This is a genomic window from Streptomyces sp. NPDC096013 (assembly GCF_044763565.1).
Lineage (GTDB): Bacteria > Actinomycetota > Actinomycetes > Streptomycetales > Streptomycetaceae > Streptomyces.
In genome coordinates this window covers 26,109-41,187 of the sequence record NZ_JBIWGK010000011.1, presented here as the reverse complement: position 1 = coordinate 41,187, position 15,079 = coordinate 26,109, and the positions used below count along the sequence as shown (strand labels likewise).

Below are 15,079 nucleotides of genomic sequence, written 5' to 3'. Positions count from 1 at the left end.
CCGGTGGGGGACAGCGTGCGCGGGCCGCCCGGGGATGTCCGACGGCCTTACCGGGCGCGGGAGTTGGGCTCGTGGGGCGGAGTCATGGTGCCGCTCGGCGACCGGGCACCGGAGCGACCTTGTCGAGGCGTCGCCGGGTCTCGTCCGCGTCGAGGGGCCCGCCATGGCCGGGGAGCAGGCGCCGCGGACGGCGGCCGAGCTCGGCCGTGAGCGCCCTGCGCACTCCGGCGGCGTCCTCGGTGAAGAAATGGCGCTTCGGGCTCCGCGGGCGCAGCACGCCACCGCGGACCAGGTCGCCGACGAGCGTGTCGTCGCCGACGCGGACGACGAGCGAGCCGGGGGTGTGGCCGCCGAACCGCTCGGCGTGCGCGTCGACGCCGTAGGGACCCAGGTCGAACGTGTCCTCGACCAGGATGTCGGCCTCGACCGGCCGGGCCTTGGCGCGGAGGACCACGGGCTTCAGCAGCGCACCGGCCGGATGGCCGACCGGGAGTGCGCCGATGCGCCCGGTGCGCAGGAGCTGTTCGTCGCCGAGGCCGACCGCGACCGGCACGCCGGCGTCCGCGAACGACGCCGCCGTGCCGCTGTGGTCGTTGTGGCCGTGGGTCAGGAGGACCAGGGCGATGTCGCGAGGCCGAAGGCCCTGCGCGGACAGCGCGTCGCGCAGGCGGTCGCCGTCCTCCGGTCCGCCCGCGTCCACGAGGACGGCCTGCTCGCCCCGCAGGAGGTAGGCGTTGCTGTTGCCCATGGAGAGCGGGGTGACGGTCGTGGCGCTCATGCGCCGCACCGCGACGCACCGGCACCGGCGCTCGTGCGGCCGTCGGCTGTGGATATACGAACGGAAGGGTCCATGACCATCCTCTGTCGCCCTACGCATGTAACTTTACAGCTGTAAGTAGAGCACGAGACCTTACGACTGTAAAGTCATCGTCATGGCTCCACCGGCAGCACGGCGACGCAACCCCCGAGGTCAGGGAGGTCAGCTCCGCGACGAGATCGTGACCGCAGCCCGCGAGCTGCTGATCGAGACCGGATCGGACAGCGCGGTCACCTTGCGGGCGATCGCCCGCAAGGTCGGCATCGCGCCACCGTCGATCTACGCGCACTTCGACACGCCCGACCAGATCGTGGAGGCCGTGGTCACCGAGACCCGCTCACTGCTGGTGCGTCAGCTGGAGACCGCCCGGGCGGGAGCGGAAAGCGCGCGGGAGAGACTTCTGGCCGACTGCCGCGCCTATCTCGCCTTCGGTGCCGAGCGGCCCGAGCTCTACGCCCTGCTGTTCTCCCGGCCGCGCCCCAGGGGCAGCAGCATCACGGAAGAACGCGTCGACCAGGCGGTACGCCTCCTCGCGCCCATCGTCGGCGAGACCGTCGCGAGTCAGCTCGCTCCCGCCGAGGCGTTCTCGATACTCCTGCGCGACGTCGCCGACGCGATGCACGACGGCACGTCCCGTGCGGAGGACCCGCTCACCACGGCGACCGCTCTCTGGGCGGCCCTGCACGGCCTCATCCTGCTCCGCGCCCGGATTCCCCGGTTCCCGTGGCCGCCACCCGGCCCCCTGGAGGACGAGATCATCGGCCGGCTCGCCTTCCCGCCCGCCCCCGCACCCGGCTGACCGCCGACCTGGGCGACCGGTCACCCGACCTCGACGCTCAGGCCCTCCAGCCCCCGGATCACGAAGTTCGGCTTGCGCTCCGGCTCCGCCGCGAGTCGCAGGGTCGGCGCCTTCTCCAGCAACGCCCCCATGGACGCGGCGAGTTCGATACGGGCCAGGGGCGCGCCGATGCAGTAGTGGATGCCCGCGCTGAAGCTGATGTGCGGGTTGTCGGCGCGGGTCAGGTCGAGGCGGTCGGGGGCGGTGAAGACCGCCGGGTCGTGGTTCGCCGAGCCGAAGAGCATCGCGATCTCCGCGCCGCGCGGGATCGTCGTACCGTCGATCTCGATCTCGTCCAGCACCCAGCGCTCGAAGAGCTGGAGCGGGGTGTCGTAGCGCATCAACTCCTCGACGGCGGACGGGATCAGGGAGTGGTCCGCGCGGAGGGCCGCCAGCTGGTCCGGGTTGCGGAACAGGGCCCACCAGCCGTTCACCGTGGAGTTCACGGTCGCCTCGTGGCCCGCGTTCAGCAGGAGTACGGCGGTGGAGACCAGCTCCTGCTCGGTGAGGCGGACGTCGTCCTCGTCGTGGGCCGCGATCATGCCGGAGATGAGGTCGTCGCCCGGGTTCTTGCGGCGGGCCGCGATCAACTCGCGCAGATACGCGGAGAATTCGTCGGACGCCCGGACCGCCTTCGCCGCCGTCTCCTCGGACGGGCTCAGTTCGTACATCCCGCAGATGTCCGCCGACCAGGGGCGCAGCGGGGCGCGGTCCGACTCGGGGATGCCCAGCATCTCGGCGATCACCGCGACGGGGAGGGGCTCCGCCACGTCCGTCAGCAGGTCGCCGCCGCCCTTCGCCACCAGGCCGTCCACCAGTTCGCCCGCCAACCGGCCGACGTACGGCTTCAGTCGCTCGACCGTGCGCGGAGTGAACGCCTTCGAGACCAGGCGGCGGATGCGGGTGTGGTCCGGGGGTTCCAGGTCGAGCATGCCGTGGTCGTTGAGGGTGTGGAAGGGCTCGTGCTCGGGCGGGGGTGCCGTACGGCCGAAGTCCTCGTGGGTGAAGCGGTGTTGGTAGGTACGGCCGAGACGGCGGTCGCGCAGCAGTGCCGAGACGTCCGCGTGGCGGGGGACGAGCCACTGGTCGGTCGGCGCGTAGTACGTGACCCGGCCGCGTTCGCGCAGTTCGGCGTAGGCGGGGTACGGGTCGGACACGAACGCCGGGTCCCAGGGGTCGAAGACGAGGTCGTCAGCAGCTGCCATGGACGGACGCTAACCCCTGGACGAGCTTCTGACCAGGGGTGTCCTCCGTGGCGTGCGCCGCCCCGGGGAGCGCGGGCTCACCCCGGTCTCACCAGCCTCGCCTCGTACGCGAACACCGCCGCCTGCGTCCGGTCCCGGAGCCCCAGCTTCACCAGGACGCGGCTGACATGGGTCTTGATCGTCGACTCGGCGACCACCAGCCGCTCGGCGATCTCCCCGTTCGACAGCCCCTGCGCGATGAGGACCAGCACCTCCGTCTCCCGCTCGGTCAGCTCCCCGTACGTCCCCTGTGCCGCGGCCGGCATCACCCGGGGCGACTCGGCCAGCTTCGAGAACTCCGTGATCAGCCGTCGGGTGACGGAGGGGGCGAGCAGCGCCTCGCCGGCCGCCACCACCCTCACCCCGTCGGCCAGTTGACGTGCCGAGGCGTCCTTGAGGAGGAAGCCGGAGGCGCCCGCCCGCAGCGCCTGGTACACGTACTCGTCGAGGTCGAACGTGGTGAGCACCAGCACCTTCGCCGCGCCGTCCGCCGCGACGATCTCCCGGGTCGCCTCGATGCCGTTCAGCTCCGGCATGCGGATGTCCATCAGGACGACGTCCGGGGCCAGTTCCCGTACGCGCTCCACCGCGTCGCGTCCGTTCACCGCCTCGCCGACGACCTCGATGTCCGGCATCGCGCCCAACAGGACCGAGAAGCCCTCGCGCACCATCATCTGGTCGTCCGCGATCAGCACGCGGATGGTCATGCGTCCCCCTCACTCGCACTCGGGACCGGCAGGAACACCGTCACCTCGTAGCCGCCGTCGTCCGCCGGGGCCGCCGTCATCTCGCCGTTCAGCATGGAGACCCGCTCGCGCATCCCGGTGATGCCGTGCCCCGCGCCGGGCGAGGGCTTCACCAGACTCGGCTCGGGCATCGGGCCGTTGACTATCCGCAGGCCCAACCCGCCCAGCACGTAACCGATCTCCACGCGGGCACTCGCACCGGGCGCGTGCCGCAGGGTGTTGCTGAGCGCCTCCTGCACGATCCGGTACGCCGACAGCTCGACGCCCTGCGGGAGTTCACGCACCGCGCCCGTCACCACCTTGTCGACGCTCAGGCCCGCGTCGCGCACATTGGCGAGCAGCGCGTCCATGTCGGCGAGGGTGGGCTGCGGGGCGTCCGGCGCCTCGTAGTCCTCCGCGCGGACCACGCCCAGGACCCGGCGCAGCTCGGTCAGGGCCGCCACCGCGTTCTCCCGGATCGTGACGAACGCCCGCTCCAGCTCCGGTGGCGGGTTCTCCACGCGGTAGGGCGCGGCCTCCGCCTGGATGGCGACCACCGACATGTGGTGTGCGACCACGTCGTGCAGCTCGCGGGCGATCGTCGTGCGCTCCTCCAGGAGGGTCCGCCGGGACCGCTCGTGGGCCGTCACGGTCTGCTGCGCGGTCACTTCCCGCCGGGCCTCGTGGCGTACGTTGCGGACCGTGACGCCGAACAGGAGCATGGCGGAGAGGAACAGCATCTGCGCGGTGTCCGAGCCGTAGGCATGGCCGCCGGCGACGGTGGTGGCGGCGATGCCGTAGAACGCCGTCAGCGCCCACATCCAGGCGGCCGTGCGCGGGCGGGTCCGTATCGCCACGATCGTGAGCACCGCCAGGTGGCAGACGAAGCTGCCGTTCCGCCACGGCCACTGGCCGGAGAACCCGGTCGCCAGGGCGGTGGCGACCGGGGTGGCGGCCATGGACAGCCAGAACGCGCCGACCGGCCGCACCATGGTCAGCAGCACCGGCGCCAGGGCGAGCAGACCGAGGATGACGTTGCTGCTCGCGGCGCGGGCCTCGTCGTTCGTCGCGACGTACATCGCGACCAGGCCGGTCATGACGATCAGGGCGTGCGGGCCCCAGGCCGCGTACTCCCGGGCCCGCCCCTTCAGACGCCTGGTCAGCGGGCCGTCGGCGGTGGAGCGGGCGAGCGGGCGGTAGGCGAAGGCGTCGTGGAACAGGTCCTGCCGCATTCCGCGCAGGGCGTCCACGGCAGCCCGGAATTCCGGGCTCCGCGGCTGATAGGCGTCGAACGTGCCGCCCTGCGGCGTCGTCTGCGTGTGGGTCGTCTCGGTCACCCTCAGAACGGTAGGCGGCGGGGCGGGCAGCCGTCGTCACCTGTGAGACGGGTCCTGGAGCCTCCGCCTCAAGTACTACGGGTACGACCGGGCCGGCCGGACGGGACCCGTCGCCAGGCCGTTCACCACGCGAGCTGGGCGATCTCCTCCGCCACCACCGCGCACGCGTCCGCCGCCGGGTCGATGAGGGGGAAGTGGCCGACATCCTCCAGGAGCGTAAGGCCCACGACCTCGCCGGACCTGGCCGCCGCGTCCGCGTAGGACTCGGCGACCGCCTGGGGGACGTCGAGGTCGGCGCGGCCCTGGACCAGGGTGGTCGCGATGCCGGTGGGCAGGAGGAGGGAGGGGTCGGCGTACGGGAGGCGTTCCGCGAACGTGGCCGGGCCGCCCAGGAGTTGGGCTGCCGCTCCGCCGCACACGGCCAGTTTCTCGGCGACCGTGAAGTCGGCGATCGGGGCGAGGGCTACGACACCGCGCAGCGGGGCGGGGGCGGCGGTGTGCCAGGGGGCGTCCTTCGGCAGGACGTGCCGGGCCGCCGCCCACAGGGCGAGGTGGCCGCCCGCCGAGTGCCCGGTGAGCACCGTGCGGCGCGGGTCGGCCTGCGGCAGCGCCTCCCGCACGAGCGCGGGGAGCGCGTCCAGCGCCGCGGCGATGTCGTCGAAGGTGTCGGGCCAGCGGCCCGCGACGAGGCCCCCGGCAGCGGTCTCGGCGGAACCGCCAGGACCGCTCTGCGCCGGGATCGAGGCGCCCTCCGCGGGGCTCGCCGGACCCCGCCGGTACTCCACATTGGCCACCGCGAAGCCCCGCCGGGCCAGGAAGTCCGCGAACGGGGTGATGTGCCCGCGGTCGTACGGGGCACGCCAGGCGCCCCCGTGCAATACGACGACCAGGGGTGCGGCCTCGCCCGGCATGCGTTCGCCGCGCGGGACGTAGAAGTCGATCACCTGGTCGGGGTGGTCGCCGTACGCGGCGGTGGAGTCGGGGGCGACGGCGGGGTGCGAGAAGGCCGACTCCTCTTCTGCGGCGGCATGTGCGGCGGCGTCCGGCATGCTCCAACCTCTCAGCGACGATGGGCACCTCCCAGGCTTTCGGCACTGGGGGAGGATTTGGATGGTTCGGATGTGACGGACCTGGAAAGACTGCGGCCGTGGGCGGGACGCTACCAGGCCGGTGACGTGCGCGGACACGCGGATGTCACGCTGGGTGAGGATTAAACGGTTCTCCTGTTTCGTTACGCTGACGCCGTGCCCGTCACCGCACTTCATCGGCACCTCACCGGCACGTCACCCGGCACTCCAAGGAGACCCCATGTCCGCCGAGCCCGGCCCCGAATCCGGCCAGGAAACCGGCCCAGCGCCCGGTCCGGAAGCCAGTCCGGAAACCGGTCCCGAACCCGGCACCCTGCGCCCCGGCGGCCGTACCGCACGCGTGCGTACGGCGGTGCTGCGGGCCGCGGGTGACGTGCTGGCCGAGCAGGGCGTCGACCGGCTCGACCTCTCGGACGTCGCGCGGCGGGCGGGGGTCGGCAAGACGACGGTGTACCGGCGCTGGGGTTCGGTGACCGCGCTGGTCGCCGACCTCCTCGTGGACATGGCCGAGCAGTCGCTGCCGCGCGAGGAGACCGGTTCGCTGCTCGGAGACCTGCGCGCCAACGCGCTGCTGGTGCGGCGCACCCTCGCCGACCCCCGGCAGGGCGCCCTGTTCCGCGCCGTCATCGCCGCCGCGACCTGCGACGACCGTACGGCCGATGCCCTGCGCCACTTCTATGAGGTACGGGTCGCCGAGTGGGCGCCCTGCGTCGAACAGGGCGTGGCGCGCGGGGAGTTGCCCGCCGGAACCGATGCCTCCCAGGTCGTACGGGCCGTGTCGGCGCCCCTCTACTACGAGTTGCTGACCACCGGGACCGCCCCGGACACCCCCGCCGCCGAACGCGCCGCACGCGCCGCGTGGGCCGCCGCCGTGGCAGGGGTGTACGTCACGAAGCCCACCGAAAAACTAACCGCTTCCGCGCCTTACGACGGTTAGATTCAGGTACAGCCTCTAGCGGACCACGTCTCCCAGCACCCGCGCCGCCCGCTCCACGTCCGCGAACCCGATGTACAGCGGCGTGAATCCGAACCGCAGCACGTCCGGGTGCCGGAAGTCGCCGACCACGCCCCGCTCGATCAGCCGCTTCATCACGTCCCCGGCGTCCGGGCAGCGCAGCGCGACCTGGCTGCCGCGCTCCGCGTGGGCGGCCGGAGTCACCGACTCCACCCGCCCGGCGGGGACGTACGACTCCACGCACCTGAGGAAGAAGTCCGTCAGGGCGAGGGACTTGGCGCGCACCGCCTCGATCGAGACGCCGTCGCCGTCCCACACCTCCAGGGCGGCTTCGAGGGCGAGCATGGACAGGATGTCCGGTGTGCCGACGCGACCGCGCAGCGCACCCGCCGCCGGTTCGTAGGCCGGCCGCATGCCGAAGGGCTCGGCGTGCGAGTTCCACCCCGGCAGCGGGGAGTCGAAGCGGTCCTGAAGCGAGCGGCGCACATAGAGGTACGCGGGTGAACCGGGGCCGCCGTTCAGGTACTTGTAGGTGCAGCCGACCGCGAGGTCGACCCCGTGCTCGTCGAGCCCGACCGGCAGGGCGCCCGCGCTGTGGCACAGGTCCCAGACGACCACGGCACCCGCCGCGTGCACGGCGGCCGTCAGCGCGGGCAGGTCGTGCAGGCGGCCGGTGCGGTAGTCGACGTGGTTGAGCAGCACCGCCGCCGTACGGTCGCCGAGCGCGCCCGGCACCTCCGCCGGGGTCACCGGCCGCAGGGTGCAGCCGGTCATCCGTGCCGCCGACTCGGCGATGTACCCGTCGGTGGGGAAGGTCGTCGCGTCGACGACGATCTCGTCCCGGCCCTCCCCCGCGAGGCGCACGGCACCGACAAGTGCCTTGAAGACATTGACACTTGTGGAGTCGCCGACGACGATCTGCCCGGCCGCCGCCCCGACCAGCGGGGCGATCCGGTCGCCGATCCGCTCCGGCGCGGTCCACCAGCCGCTCTCGTCCCAGGAGCGGATGCGCAGCTCGCCCCACTGCCGGCGCACGACGTCCTCGACCCGGCCGGGGACACCGGCCGGCAGCGCGCCGAGCGAGTTCCCGTCCAGGTAGACGCCCGCAGTGTCGGCCGCATCATCGGACGCGGTGTCGAGGACGAACTGCGCGCGTACGCCCGCCAGTTCGTCGACGGCGTCCAGCTTCTCCGCTTCAACGGCGAGTTCAGACATGGGACCGCGCCGTCCACAGCTCGGGGAACACGTTCTTCTGCGCGCGCTTCTCCAGCCAGGCCACCCCGGCGGAGCCGCCCGTGCCGGTCTTCGCGCCCATCGCGCGCCGGGTGGCGACGAGATGGTCGTTGCGCCATCGCCACACCAGCTCGGCGACATCCGTCAACGCCTCGCCGAGCCGGGCGAGTTCGTCGTCGGCGGCACCGGAGTAGAGGGCGGTCCAGATCTCCTCCACCTGCTCCGACGGCTCGTACCGCAGCGTCACGTCACGCGTCAGCACGGCCTCGGGTACCGCGTGCCCGCGCCGGTCGAGGAGCCTCAGCACCTCGTCGTAGAGGCTCGGTTCGTGCAGGGCCTTCTCCAGCTCGGCGTGCACGCGCGGCGCGCCCCGGTGCGGGACGAGCATGGACGCGGACTTCTCGCCGAGCAGGAACTCCATCCGGCGGTACATCGCGGACTGGAAGCCGGAGCCCTCGCCGAGAGCGGAGCGGTAGGAGTTGAACTGGGCCGGGGTGAGCTGTCCGAGGGGCCGCCAGGACGCGTTGAGCGCGTCCAGCTCCCGTACGGAACGCTTCAGCGCGTCGACCGCGACCGGCACCCGGTCCTCGCGCAGGGCCCGCGCGGCGGTCTCCCACTCGTGGACGATGACGGTGAACCACAGCTCCATGACCTGGGTGGTGACGAGGAAGACCATCTCGCCGGGGTCGTCGGAGCGGGTGTGCTGGAGGTGGGTGAGGACGTCGGCCTGGACGTAGTCCTCGTACGGGGTGGTCCCCTGGAAGTCGAGATGCGGGGCCTCGGGCTCCTGGGTTTCCTGAGCCGGCTGGGACATCGCTGTCTCCTGATGCGTACTCCGGGTAGCGGTCCGCCCCTGCCGTTACCGACACGGGGGCCCCGGTCCCCACCGGGCATCCTCCACAATCGTCCCCCGAGTCCGCAAGGTCCGCCTGGTCACACCAGGCGGACCTGCGTCAGAGCCCCCGGACTAGCCGAGCGTCTGGGCCGCCGTGGGCGAGGAGTCCTTCAGGAACTGCGAGCAGCGCGCGTACTCCTCCTGCTCCCCGATCGCCTGCGCGGCGCGGGCGAGGGCGTGCAGGGCGCGCAGGAAGCCGCGGTTCGGCTCGTGCTCCCAGGGCACCGGGCCGTGGCCCTTCCAGCCGTTGCGCCGCAGGGCGTCCAGGCCGCGGTGGTAGCCCGTACGCGCGTAGGCGTACGACTCCACGACGCTCCCCCGCTCGTACGCGTCGTCGGCCAGCCGGGCCCAGGCGAGCGAGGAGGTCGGGTACTTCGCGGCGACATCGGCGGGCGCCGTACCGCCCGCGAGGAGGTCGCGCGGGCCGGGGTCTTCGGGGAGGTGGGTCGGGGGCGGGCCCCCGAGGAGGTTCTCGTGAATCGTCATGGGTTCCAGTCTCCCCCAGCGACGGCGATTGCCCGGCATCCAGGTCCGGGCATCCCGGTCCGGGCATCCCGGCGCCGCACGCCGGCGAGCCGCTACTCCAGGCGCCCCTTCCCCACCTGGGGCTCCAGCGGCGGAGCCGTGATCGACCCATGGGTCAGGCACTCCGGGCGACGACAGCCCGGCGCCGGGCGCCGTACGGTCGCGAAGGCCAGGACCGAGCCCACCACCAGGACGCCCGAGCACCACAGCATCGCCCGGTCGAAGGCGTGGTCGAAGGCCGGGGCCGAGCGGTACGCCTCCGGGCCCATCCCGGCGAGCAGCGGCAGCGCGGCGATCGCGATGAGGCCGGCCGAGCGGGCCGCCGCGTTGTTGATGCCGCTGGCCAGGCCCGCGCGGGCGGTGTCGACGGAGGCGAGGACGGTGGCCGTGAGCGGGGCCACCAGGGTGACCATGCCGGTGCCCATCACCAGCAGCGCCGGTACCACGTCCGCGAGATACGAGGCGTCCTGACCGACCCGGAGCATCATCAGCATCGCCGCCGCGCACAGCAATGGCCCGACCGTGAGGGGGATGCGGGGGCCGATCCGCTGGGCCAGTTCGCCGGAGCGGGCCGAGAACAGGAGCATCAGGGCGGTCGTCGGGAGCAGGGCCGTGCCTGCCTGGAGCGCCGAGTAGCCCGCCACCACCTGGAGTTGGAGCGCGGTCAGGAAGAAGAAGCCGCCGAAGGCCGCGTACACGCAGAGGGTGACGAGGTTGACCGCCGTGAACTGGCGCGAGCCGAAGATGTCCGGCGGCATCATCGGATCGGGGCTGCGCTTCTCGACGAGGACGAAGGCGACGCCCGCCGCCACTCCCGCGACGGCGGTCAGCACCACGACGACGAGCGAACCGTCGCCCGCCTCGATCAGCGCGTACGTCACCAGCGCGAGCGCCACGGCGCCGAGGGCCGCGCCGAGCACGTCGAAGCGGCCGTGCTTGCGGCCTCCCCCATCGGACTCGGGGACGTGCCGGACGGCGATGGGGGCGCAGATGAGCGCTATGGGGACGTTGATGAAGAACACCCAGCGCCAGCCGGGCCCGTCCACCAGCCAGCCGCCCAGGAACGGGCCGACCGCCGCGCCGATGCCGCCGAACCCGGACCACAGGCCGACCGCCTTGGCCCGGTCGTCGGGGTGGAAGGAGGCCTGGATGAGGGCGAGGGAGCCCGGCGTGAGGAGCGCGCCGCCGATGCCCTGGAGCGCGCGGGCGGCGACGAGGACACCCACGTTCGGCGCGAGTCCGCACAGCAGCGAGGCCGCCGCGAACCACACCACGCCCAGGACGAAGATCCTGCGGCGGCCGTAGCGGTCGCCGAGCGAACCACCGAGGAGGATCAGACCGGCCAGCGTGAGCATGTACGCGTTGACGGTCCACTGGAGGGCGGCCAGATCGGCGTCGAGATCCTGGCCGATGCGGGGCAGGGCGACATTGACGACGGTGGAGTCCACCATGGCCATGCTGGAACCGAGGACGGTGGTCAGCAGGATCCACTTGCCCTGGGGCGAGGCGAGCCGGACATCGGACATGCCCCTAGGTATACAGCGAGCCCGGCGCCGTAGACAGACAGCGCCGGGCCCGTGAGTGATGCGGTGCGGGTTACTTGATCTTCGTGCCCGTGGAGCGCAGGTTCGCGCACGCCTCGGTGACGCGCGCGGCCATCGACGCCTCGGCGAGCTTGCCCCAGGTGCGCGGGTCGTAGGTCTTCTTGGAGCCGACCTCGCCGTCGACCTTCAGGACGCCGTCGTAGTTGCGGAACATGTGGTCCGCGATCGGGCGCGTGAACGCGTACTGGGTGTCGGTGTCGAGGTTCATCTTCACGACGCCGTTCTCCAGCGCGGTGGCGATCTCCTCCGGGGTGGAGCCGGAGCCGCCGTGGAAGACGAAGTTGAACGGCTTGCTGCCGGCCGGCTGGCCGTACTTCGCGGCCACGCCCTCGTTCAGCTCCTTGAGCAGCTCGGGGCGCAGCACGACGTTGCCCGGCTTGTACACGCCGTGCACGTTGCCGAACGAGGCGGCCAGCAGGTAGCGGCCCTTCTCGCCGAGGCCGAGCGCCTCGACCGTACGGATCGCGTCGTCGACCGTGGTGTAGAGGGAGTCGTTGATCTCGTGCGAGACGCCGTCCTCCTCACCGCCGGTCGGGGTGATCTCCACCTCAAGGATGATCTTCGCGGCGGCGGCGCGGGCCAGCAGCTCCTGCGCGATGGCGAGGTTGTCGGCGAGGGTCTCCGCCGAGCCGTCCCACATGTGCGACTGGAACAGCGGGTTGCCGCCGGCCTTCACACGCTCCTCGGAGACGGCGAGCAGCGGACGGACGTAGCCGTCGAGCTTGTCCTTGGGGCAGTGGTCGGTGTGCAGCGCGACCGTGACCGGGTACTTCTCGGCGACGATGTGCGCGAACTCGGCCAGGGCCACGGAACCCGTGACCATCTCCTTGGCGTACTGGCCGCCCAGGAACTCCGCGCCACCCGTGGAGATCTGGACGATGCCGTCGCTCTCGGCCTCCGCGAAGCCGCGCAGCGCAGCGTGCAGGGTCTGGGTCGAGGTCACATTGATGGCCGGGTAGGCGAACTTGCCTGCCTTCGCCCGGTCGAGCATCTCGTTGTAGACCTCGGGGGTTGCGATGGGCATCTGTCCGCTCCTTGGTATCTGCGGGTTGGCGATCTTCGCGATCTGCGTGCTACGGCCCTGACCTAGACCTTGGGTGCGACGTCATCGTCGGCCCCATCTTTCCAGACCCGGCCGGCTGGTGGCCCCCGCCGTCTCGCCCTGTGGATGACCCGGGCGGACGCGGGGGCGGAGGGCGTCAGTCCAGGCCCAGTTCGTCCTTGGAGTAGGCGAAGAGGTACGGCACTCCCGCGCCCTGCTCGATCTTCTCGGCGGCTCCGGTCGCCCGGTCCACGATGGTCGCGACGGCGACGACCTCGGCACCGGCCGCGCGCACGGCCTCGACGGCGGTGAGCGGGGAGTCGCCGGTGGTGGAGGTGTCCTCGACGACCAGGACGCGGCGGCCCTTGATCTCCGGTCCCTCCACCTGACGCTGCATGCCGTGCGCCTTCGCGGCCTTGCGCACGACGAAGGCGTCCAGCGTCCGGCCGCGCGCGGCGGCGGCGTGCAGCATCGACGTGGCGACCGGGTCGGCGCCCATGGTCAGCCCGCCGACCGCGTCGAAGTCGAGGTCCGCGGTCAGGTCCAGCAGCACCTGCCCGACGAGCGGGGCGGCCTCGCCGTCGAGGGTCACGCGGCGGAGGTCGATGTAGTAGTCGGCCTCCAGACCCGACGACAGGGTCACCTTGCCGTGCACCACGGCCTTGTCCTTGATCTGTTGCAGCACCACGCCGCGTACGTCCGTCATGCCTGTCAGCCTAGGGCCTGCCCGGCGGACCACGTCGGGCCGCGGGGTCTGGCACGCACACCTGCGGCGTTGTCGTCGGTCGCCGACGCTCCGCGTCGCCTCCCTCCTCCGCCTTGCAGTTGCACGCACCAGACCCCGCTCACCGGTACTCGAAGGCGCCGTTCACTGCAGTCGACGTGGTCCGCCGGGCAGGCCCGAGAGGCGCGTCCAAGTCCAGGTCATCGTGGCTTCCAGCGGCTCGATCGGGGTGACCAGGCGGGGCAGGGTGTTGAGGCCGTTCGGCGGGCCGGTCTGCGGTTCCACGCACACGGCGGCCTCCTGCTCGTCGTAGACGACGACCCACTCCTCCGGGCTCGTCACCTTCAGCTCCAGCTGCCCCGGCCAGGTCAGCGTGACGTCGACACCGCCCGGCATGCCGAAGCAGTCGTCCCAGGGGCCCGGTGTGCGGTCGACGCGCTTGCCGGTGGGGAGGTGGTCGTCGCCGCGCTCCTCCTGCCAGGCCGGGGTGAAGTCGACGGTCACGTCCTCGCCGCCGAGGTTGCGGTGGAACCACGGGTGCCAGCCGATCTGCGCCGGGAACGAGTCCCCGTGCGCCTCCACCGCCATCGTGACCGTCAGGGCGTCGCCGGTCAGCTCGACGGCCTGGGTGACACGGCCGGGGAAGGGCCACGGCTCGACCAGGTCGTATGTGATGACCGCCTCGTCGGGCGTGCGGCGGGCGGTGCGCCAGGCGCCGTCGCGGACGGTGCCGTGGATGGCGTGCGGCGGGGAGTTGAGGGGCATCTGGTGGACGGTCCCGCCGTCCAGGAAACGGCCGTCCCGAATCCGCCCGCACCAGGGGACCATCGGGAAACACCCGAACCGCTCGCCCTGGCGCAGGAGTTCGGTGCCGCCGATCCGCAGTCCTCCGATACGGCCGCCGTTGCCCGGCTGCACCGTCACTTCCGCGTCGCCCGCGGTCAGCGTGATCTCTTCGTTACTCACGGCACGACCCTACTGGGCCGATCGGAAGGGCCGACGGCGACCCGTCAACGGCGTTTGCGCAGCACCCTGTTGACCACGATCGCCGAGGCCACGACCAGCGCGGCGGCGGGGGCGGCCCAGCGGAGCGTGGCATTCGACGCGACGTTCTGCGGGGCGGGGACGGGGGCGTAACGGCCCCGCGGGGGCGCGTGGTCGACCTCCTCCGCGCTGCGGCCGATCATCGTGCGGCGCGCGTGCGCGGCTTCGGCGGGGGGTACGGGGGTCTCGTCGAAGGTCTCGGAGACGTGCGGGTCGTCCAGGCCGCCGATGTCACCGATGCCGGCGACGGTGTCGGCGATCTCGGGCATGCCGTCGACGTCATCGGGGTCGTCGACGTCGTCGGCCGCCTCGACGGCGTCGCGCGCATCGCTGTCGTCGGCCGCTTCGACGGCATCGCGCGCTTCACTGTCGGCGGGCTCACCTGCTTCCGCCGCCTCCAACTCGGGGGCGAGGCTGGAGGGTTCGGGCTGTCCCGGCTGCTCCTCCAGATCCGCCCCCAGGTTCTCCGCGAACCGGTCCAGCAGCCTCGTCGTCGCCGACCGCACCGCGTCCGGGGCCAGTTCGGTGATACGGCCGTCTCCGGTCGCCGTGCCGTCGAAGGTGACGGTGGAGCCGTCGTCCGCGTCGTGGACGCGCAGGGTGAGGGCGAGTTTGACGGAGCCGGTGCCGCGGGTCTCCGTCGCGTCGCCCTCCACGGCGTACGAACCGTCGTCCCGTACGGAGACGCGCAGCGCACCCCGGTAGGTGATGGAGTGGCTGCCGACGCGGACCTTCAGACGGCCGGCGACGGGTTCGGTGCCGGCGTCCTGCTGGAGGCCGGGGACTGCGCGGGCGATCCTCGCGGGGTCCGCGAGCGCGGATCGCAGCCGGGCGGGCGGAACCGGAACGTGCACCTCATGCTCCATGCTTGCCGAGCCTACCCAGGTTGACCGGGGGTGCACCTGTCGTTGCCGCGAAGTACCGGCGTGTTGACGCGGGCGTCCCCGGGGGTCGCGCGCCCCGACCCCGCTTGGCCCTGAAGGGCAGCAGGTGCACCAGCGGGATCAG

15 protein-coding genes are annotated in these 15,079 nt (G+C 72.3%); 2 read left to right on the top strand and 13 right to left on the bottom strand.

All coding sequences use genetic code 11. The annotated features are described in order from the left end of the window. Positions 1-82: 82 nt before the first annotated feature. The gene (locus tag ACIRB1_RS31615) at positions 83-778 is read right to left on the bottom strand and encodes an MBL fold metallo-hydrolase (protein WP_403467774.1); all 696 of its coding nucleotides are present in this window, start codon (positions 776-778) and stop codon (positions 83-85) included. A 154-nt stretch (positions 779-932) separates the two neighbouring features. On the opposite strand from ACIRB1_RS31615, the gene ACIRB1_RS31610 reads away from it, so the two are divergent. After that, positions 933-1,616, top strand: a complete 684-nt coding sequence (locus ACIRB1_RS31610) for a TetR/AcrR family transcriptional regulator (protein WP_403467773.1) — start codon at positions 933-935, stop codon at positions 1,614-1,616. Between the two features lie 20 nt (positions 1,617-1,636). On the opposite strand, the gene ACIRB1_RS31605 is transcribed toward ACIRB1_RS31610, so the two are convergent. The 4 genes from ACIRB1_RS31605 to ACIRB1_RS31590 all read right to left on the bottom strand — a co-directional run bounded on the left by ACIRB1_RS31605 (position 1,637) and on the right by ACIRB1_RS31590 (position 6,010). Further along, entirely contained in the window at positions 1,637-2,860 is a 1,224-nt protein-coding gene (locus tag ACIRB1_RS31605) for a cytochrome P450 (protein WP_403467772.1), read from the bottom strand. Positions 2,861-2,937: 77 nt separating this feature from the next. Then, positions 2,938-3,606, bottom strand: coding sequence for a response regulator transcription factor (locus ACIRB1_RS31600; protein WP_266770069.1), 669 nt, complete (start codon positions 3,604-3,606; stop codon positions 2,938-2,940). Then, a complete protein-coding gene (locus ACIRB1_RS31595) occupies positions 3,603-4,961 on the bottom strand; it encodes a sensor histidine kinase (protein ID WP_403467771.1) in 1,359 nt (452 codons plus the stop codon). The genes ACIRB1_RS31600 and ACIRB1_RS31595 overlap by 4 nt, the downstream gene beginning before the upstream one ends. A gap of 122 nt (positions 4,962-5,083) precedes the next feature. Then, a complete protein-coding gene (locus ACIRB1_RS31590) occupies positions 5,084-6,010 on the bottom strand; it encodes an alpha/beta hydrolase family protein (protein ID WP_403467770.1) in 927 nt (308 codons plus the stop codon). Positions 6,011-6,269: 259 nt separating this feature from the next. Between ACIRB1_RS31590 and ACIRB1_RS31585 the strand changes: the two genes are divergently transcribed. Next, complete coding sequence (locus ACIRB1_RS31585) at positions 6,270-6,986, top strand: TetR/AcrR family transcriptional regulator C-terminal ligand-binding domain-containing protein (RefSeq protein WP_352183892.1); 717 nt, start codon at positions 6,270-6,272, stop codon at positions 6,984-6,986. Positions 6,987-7,001: 15 nt separating this feature from the next. On the opposite strand, the gene kynU is transcribed toward ACIRB1_RS31585, so the two are convergent. From kynU to ACIRB1_RS31545, 8 genes are all read right to left on the bottom strand, one after another. Further along, a complete protein-coding gene (gene kynU / locus ACIRB1_RS31580) occupies positions 7,002-8,219 on the bottom strand; it encodes a kynureninase (protein WP_403467769.1) in 1,218 nt (405 codons plus the stop codon). Continuing rightward, on the bottom strand, positions 8,212-9,051 hold the full coding sequence (locus tag ACIRB1_RS31575) for a tryptophan 2,3-dioxygenase family protein (RefSeq protein WP_352183890.1): 840 nt from the start codon (positions 9,049-9,051) through the stop codon (positions 8,212-8,214). Before ACIRB1_RS31575 ends, kynU begins: the two co-directional genes overlap by 8 nt. A gap of 153 nt (positions 9,052-9,204) precedes the next feature. Beyond that, positions 9,205-9,618, bottom strand: coding sequence for a DUF3151 domain-containing protein (locus ACIRB1_RS31570; protein WP_352183889.1), 414 nt, complete (start codon positions 9,616-9,618; stop codon positions 9,205-9,207). A gap of 92 nt (positions 9,619-9,710) precedes the next feature. Further along, the gene (locus ACIRB1_RS31565) at positions 9,711-11,183 is read right to left on the bottom strand and encodes an MFS transporter (protein WP_352183888.1); all 1,473 of its coding nucleotides are present in this window, start codon (positions 11,181-11,183) and stop codon (positions 9,711-9,713) included. A gap of 70 nt (positions 11,184-11,253) precedes the next feature. Further along, positions 11,254-12,285: a class II fructose-bisphosphate aldolase gene (fbaA, locus tag ACIRB1_RS31560; protein WP_328830608.1), complete on the bottom strand. Its 1,032-nt coding sequence runs from the start codon at positions 12,283-12,285 to the stop codon at positions 11,254-11,256. Positions 12,286-12,460: 175 nt separating this feature from the next. Next, a complete protein-coding gene (gene pyrE, locus ACIRB1_RS31555; protein ID WP_352183887.1) occupies positions 12,461-13,009 on the bottom strand; it encodes an orotate phosphoribosyltransferase in 549 nt (182 codons plus the stop codon). 162 nt (positions 13,010-13,171) lie between these two features. Next, positions 13,172-13,993, bottom strand: a complete 822-nt coding sequence (locus tag ACIRB1_RS31550; RefSeq protein ID WP_403467768.1) for an aldose 1-epimerase — start codon at positions 13,991-13,993, stop codon at positions 13,172-13,174. A 44-nt stretch (positions 13,994-14,037) separates the two neighbouring features. Continuing rightward, positions 14,038-14,937 (bottom strand): SRPBCC family protein, encoded by a 900-nt coding sequence (locus tag ACIRB1_RS31545; protein WP_403467767.1) that lies wholly within the window; start codon positions 14,935-14,937, stop codon positions 14,038-14,040. Positions 14,938-15,079: the final 142 nt, after the last annotated feature.

What these genes read in the sequence shown, in the direction of transcription:
- ACIRB1_RS31610 (WP_403467773.1), top strand. Translation starts at nt 933, where the DNA reads ATGGCTCCACCGGCAGCACGGCGACGCAACCCCCGAGGTCAGGGAGGT.
- ACIRB1_RS31615 (WP_403467774.1), bottom strand. Translation starts at nt 778, where the DNA reads ATGAGCGCCACGACCGTCACCCCGCTCTCCATGGGCAACAGCAACGCC.
- ACIRB1_RS31590 (WP_403467770.1), bottom strand. Translation starts at nt 6,010, where the DNA reads ATGCCGGACGCCGCCGCACATGCCGCCGCAGAAGAGGAGTCGGCCTTC.
- ACIRB1_RS31600 (WP_266770069.1), bottom strand. Translation starts at nt 3,606, where the DNA reads ATGACCATCCGCGTGCTGATCGCGGACGACCAGATGATGGTGCGCGAG.
- fbaA (WP_328830608.1), bottom strand. Translation starts at nt 12,285, where the DNA reads ATGCCCATCGCAACCCCCGAGGTCTACAACGAGATGCTCGACCGGGCG.
- ACIRB1_RS31545 (WP_403467767.1), bottom strand. Translation starts at nt 14,937, where the DNA reads ATGGAGCATGAGGTGCACGTTCCGGTTCCGCCCGCCCGGCTGCGATCC.
- ACIRB1_RS31585 (WP_352183892.1), top strand. Translation starts at nt 6,270, where the DNA reads ATGTCCGCCGAGCCCGGCCCCGAATCCGGCCAGGAAACCGGCCCAGCG.
- ACIRB1_RS31605 (WP_403467772.1), bottom strand. Translation starts at nt 2,860, where the DNA reads ATGGCAGCTGCTGACGACCTCGTCTTCGACCCCTGGGACCCGGCGTTC.
- kynU (WP_403467769.1), bottom strand. Translation starts at nt 8,219, where the DNA reads ATGTCTGAACTCGCCGTTGAAGCGGAGAAGCTGGACGCCGTCGACGAA.
- ACIRB1_RS31570 (WP_352183889.1), bottom strand. Translation starts at nt 9,618, where the DNA reads ATGACGATTCACGAGAACCTCCTCGGGGGCCCGCCCCCGACCCACCTC.
- pyrE (WP_352183887.1), bottom strand. Translation starts at nt 13,009, where the DNA reads ATGACGGACGTACGCGGCGTGGTGCTGCAACAGATCAAGGACAAGGCC.
- ACIRB1_RS31575 (WP_352183890.1), bottom strand. Translation starts at nt 9,051, where the DNA reads ATGTCCCAGCCGGCTCAGGAAACCCAGGAGCCCGAGGCCCCGCATCTC.
- ACIRB1_RS31565 (WP_352183888.1), bottom strand. Translation starts at nt 11,183, where the DNA reads ATGTCCGATGTCCGGCTCGCCTCGCCCCAGGGCAAGTGGATCCTGCTG.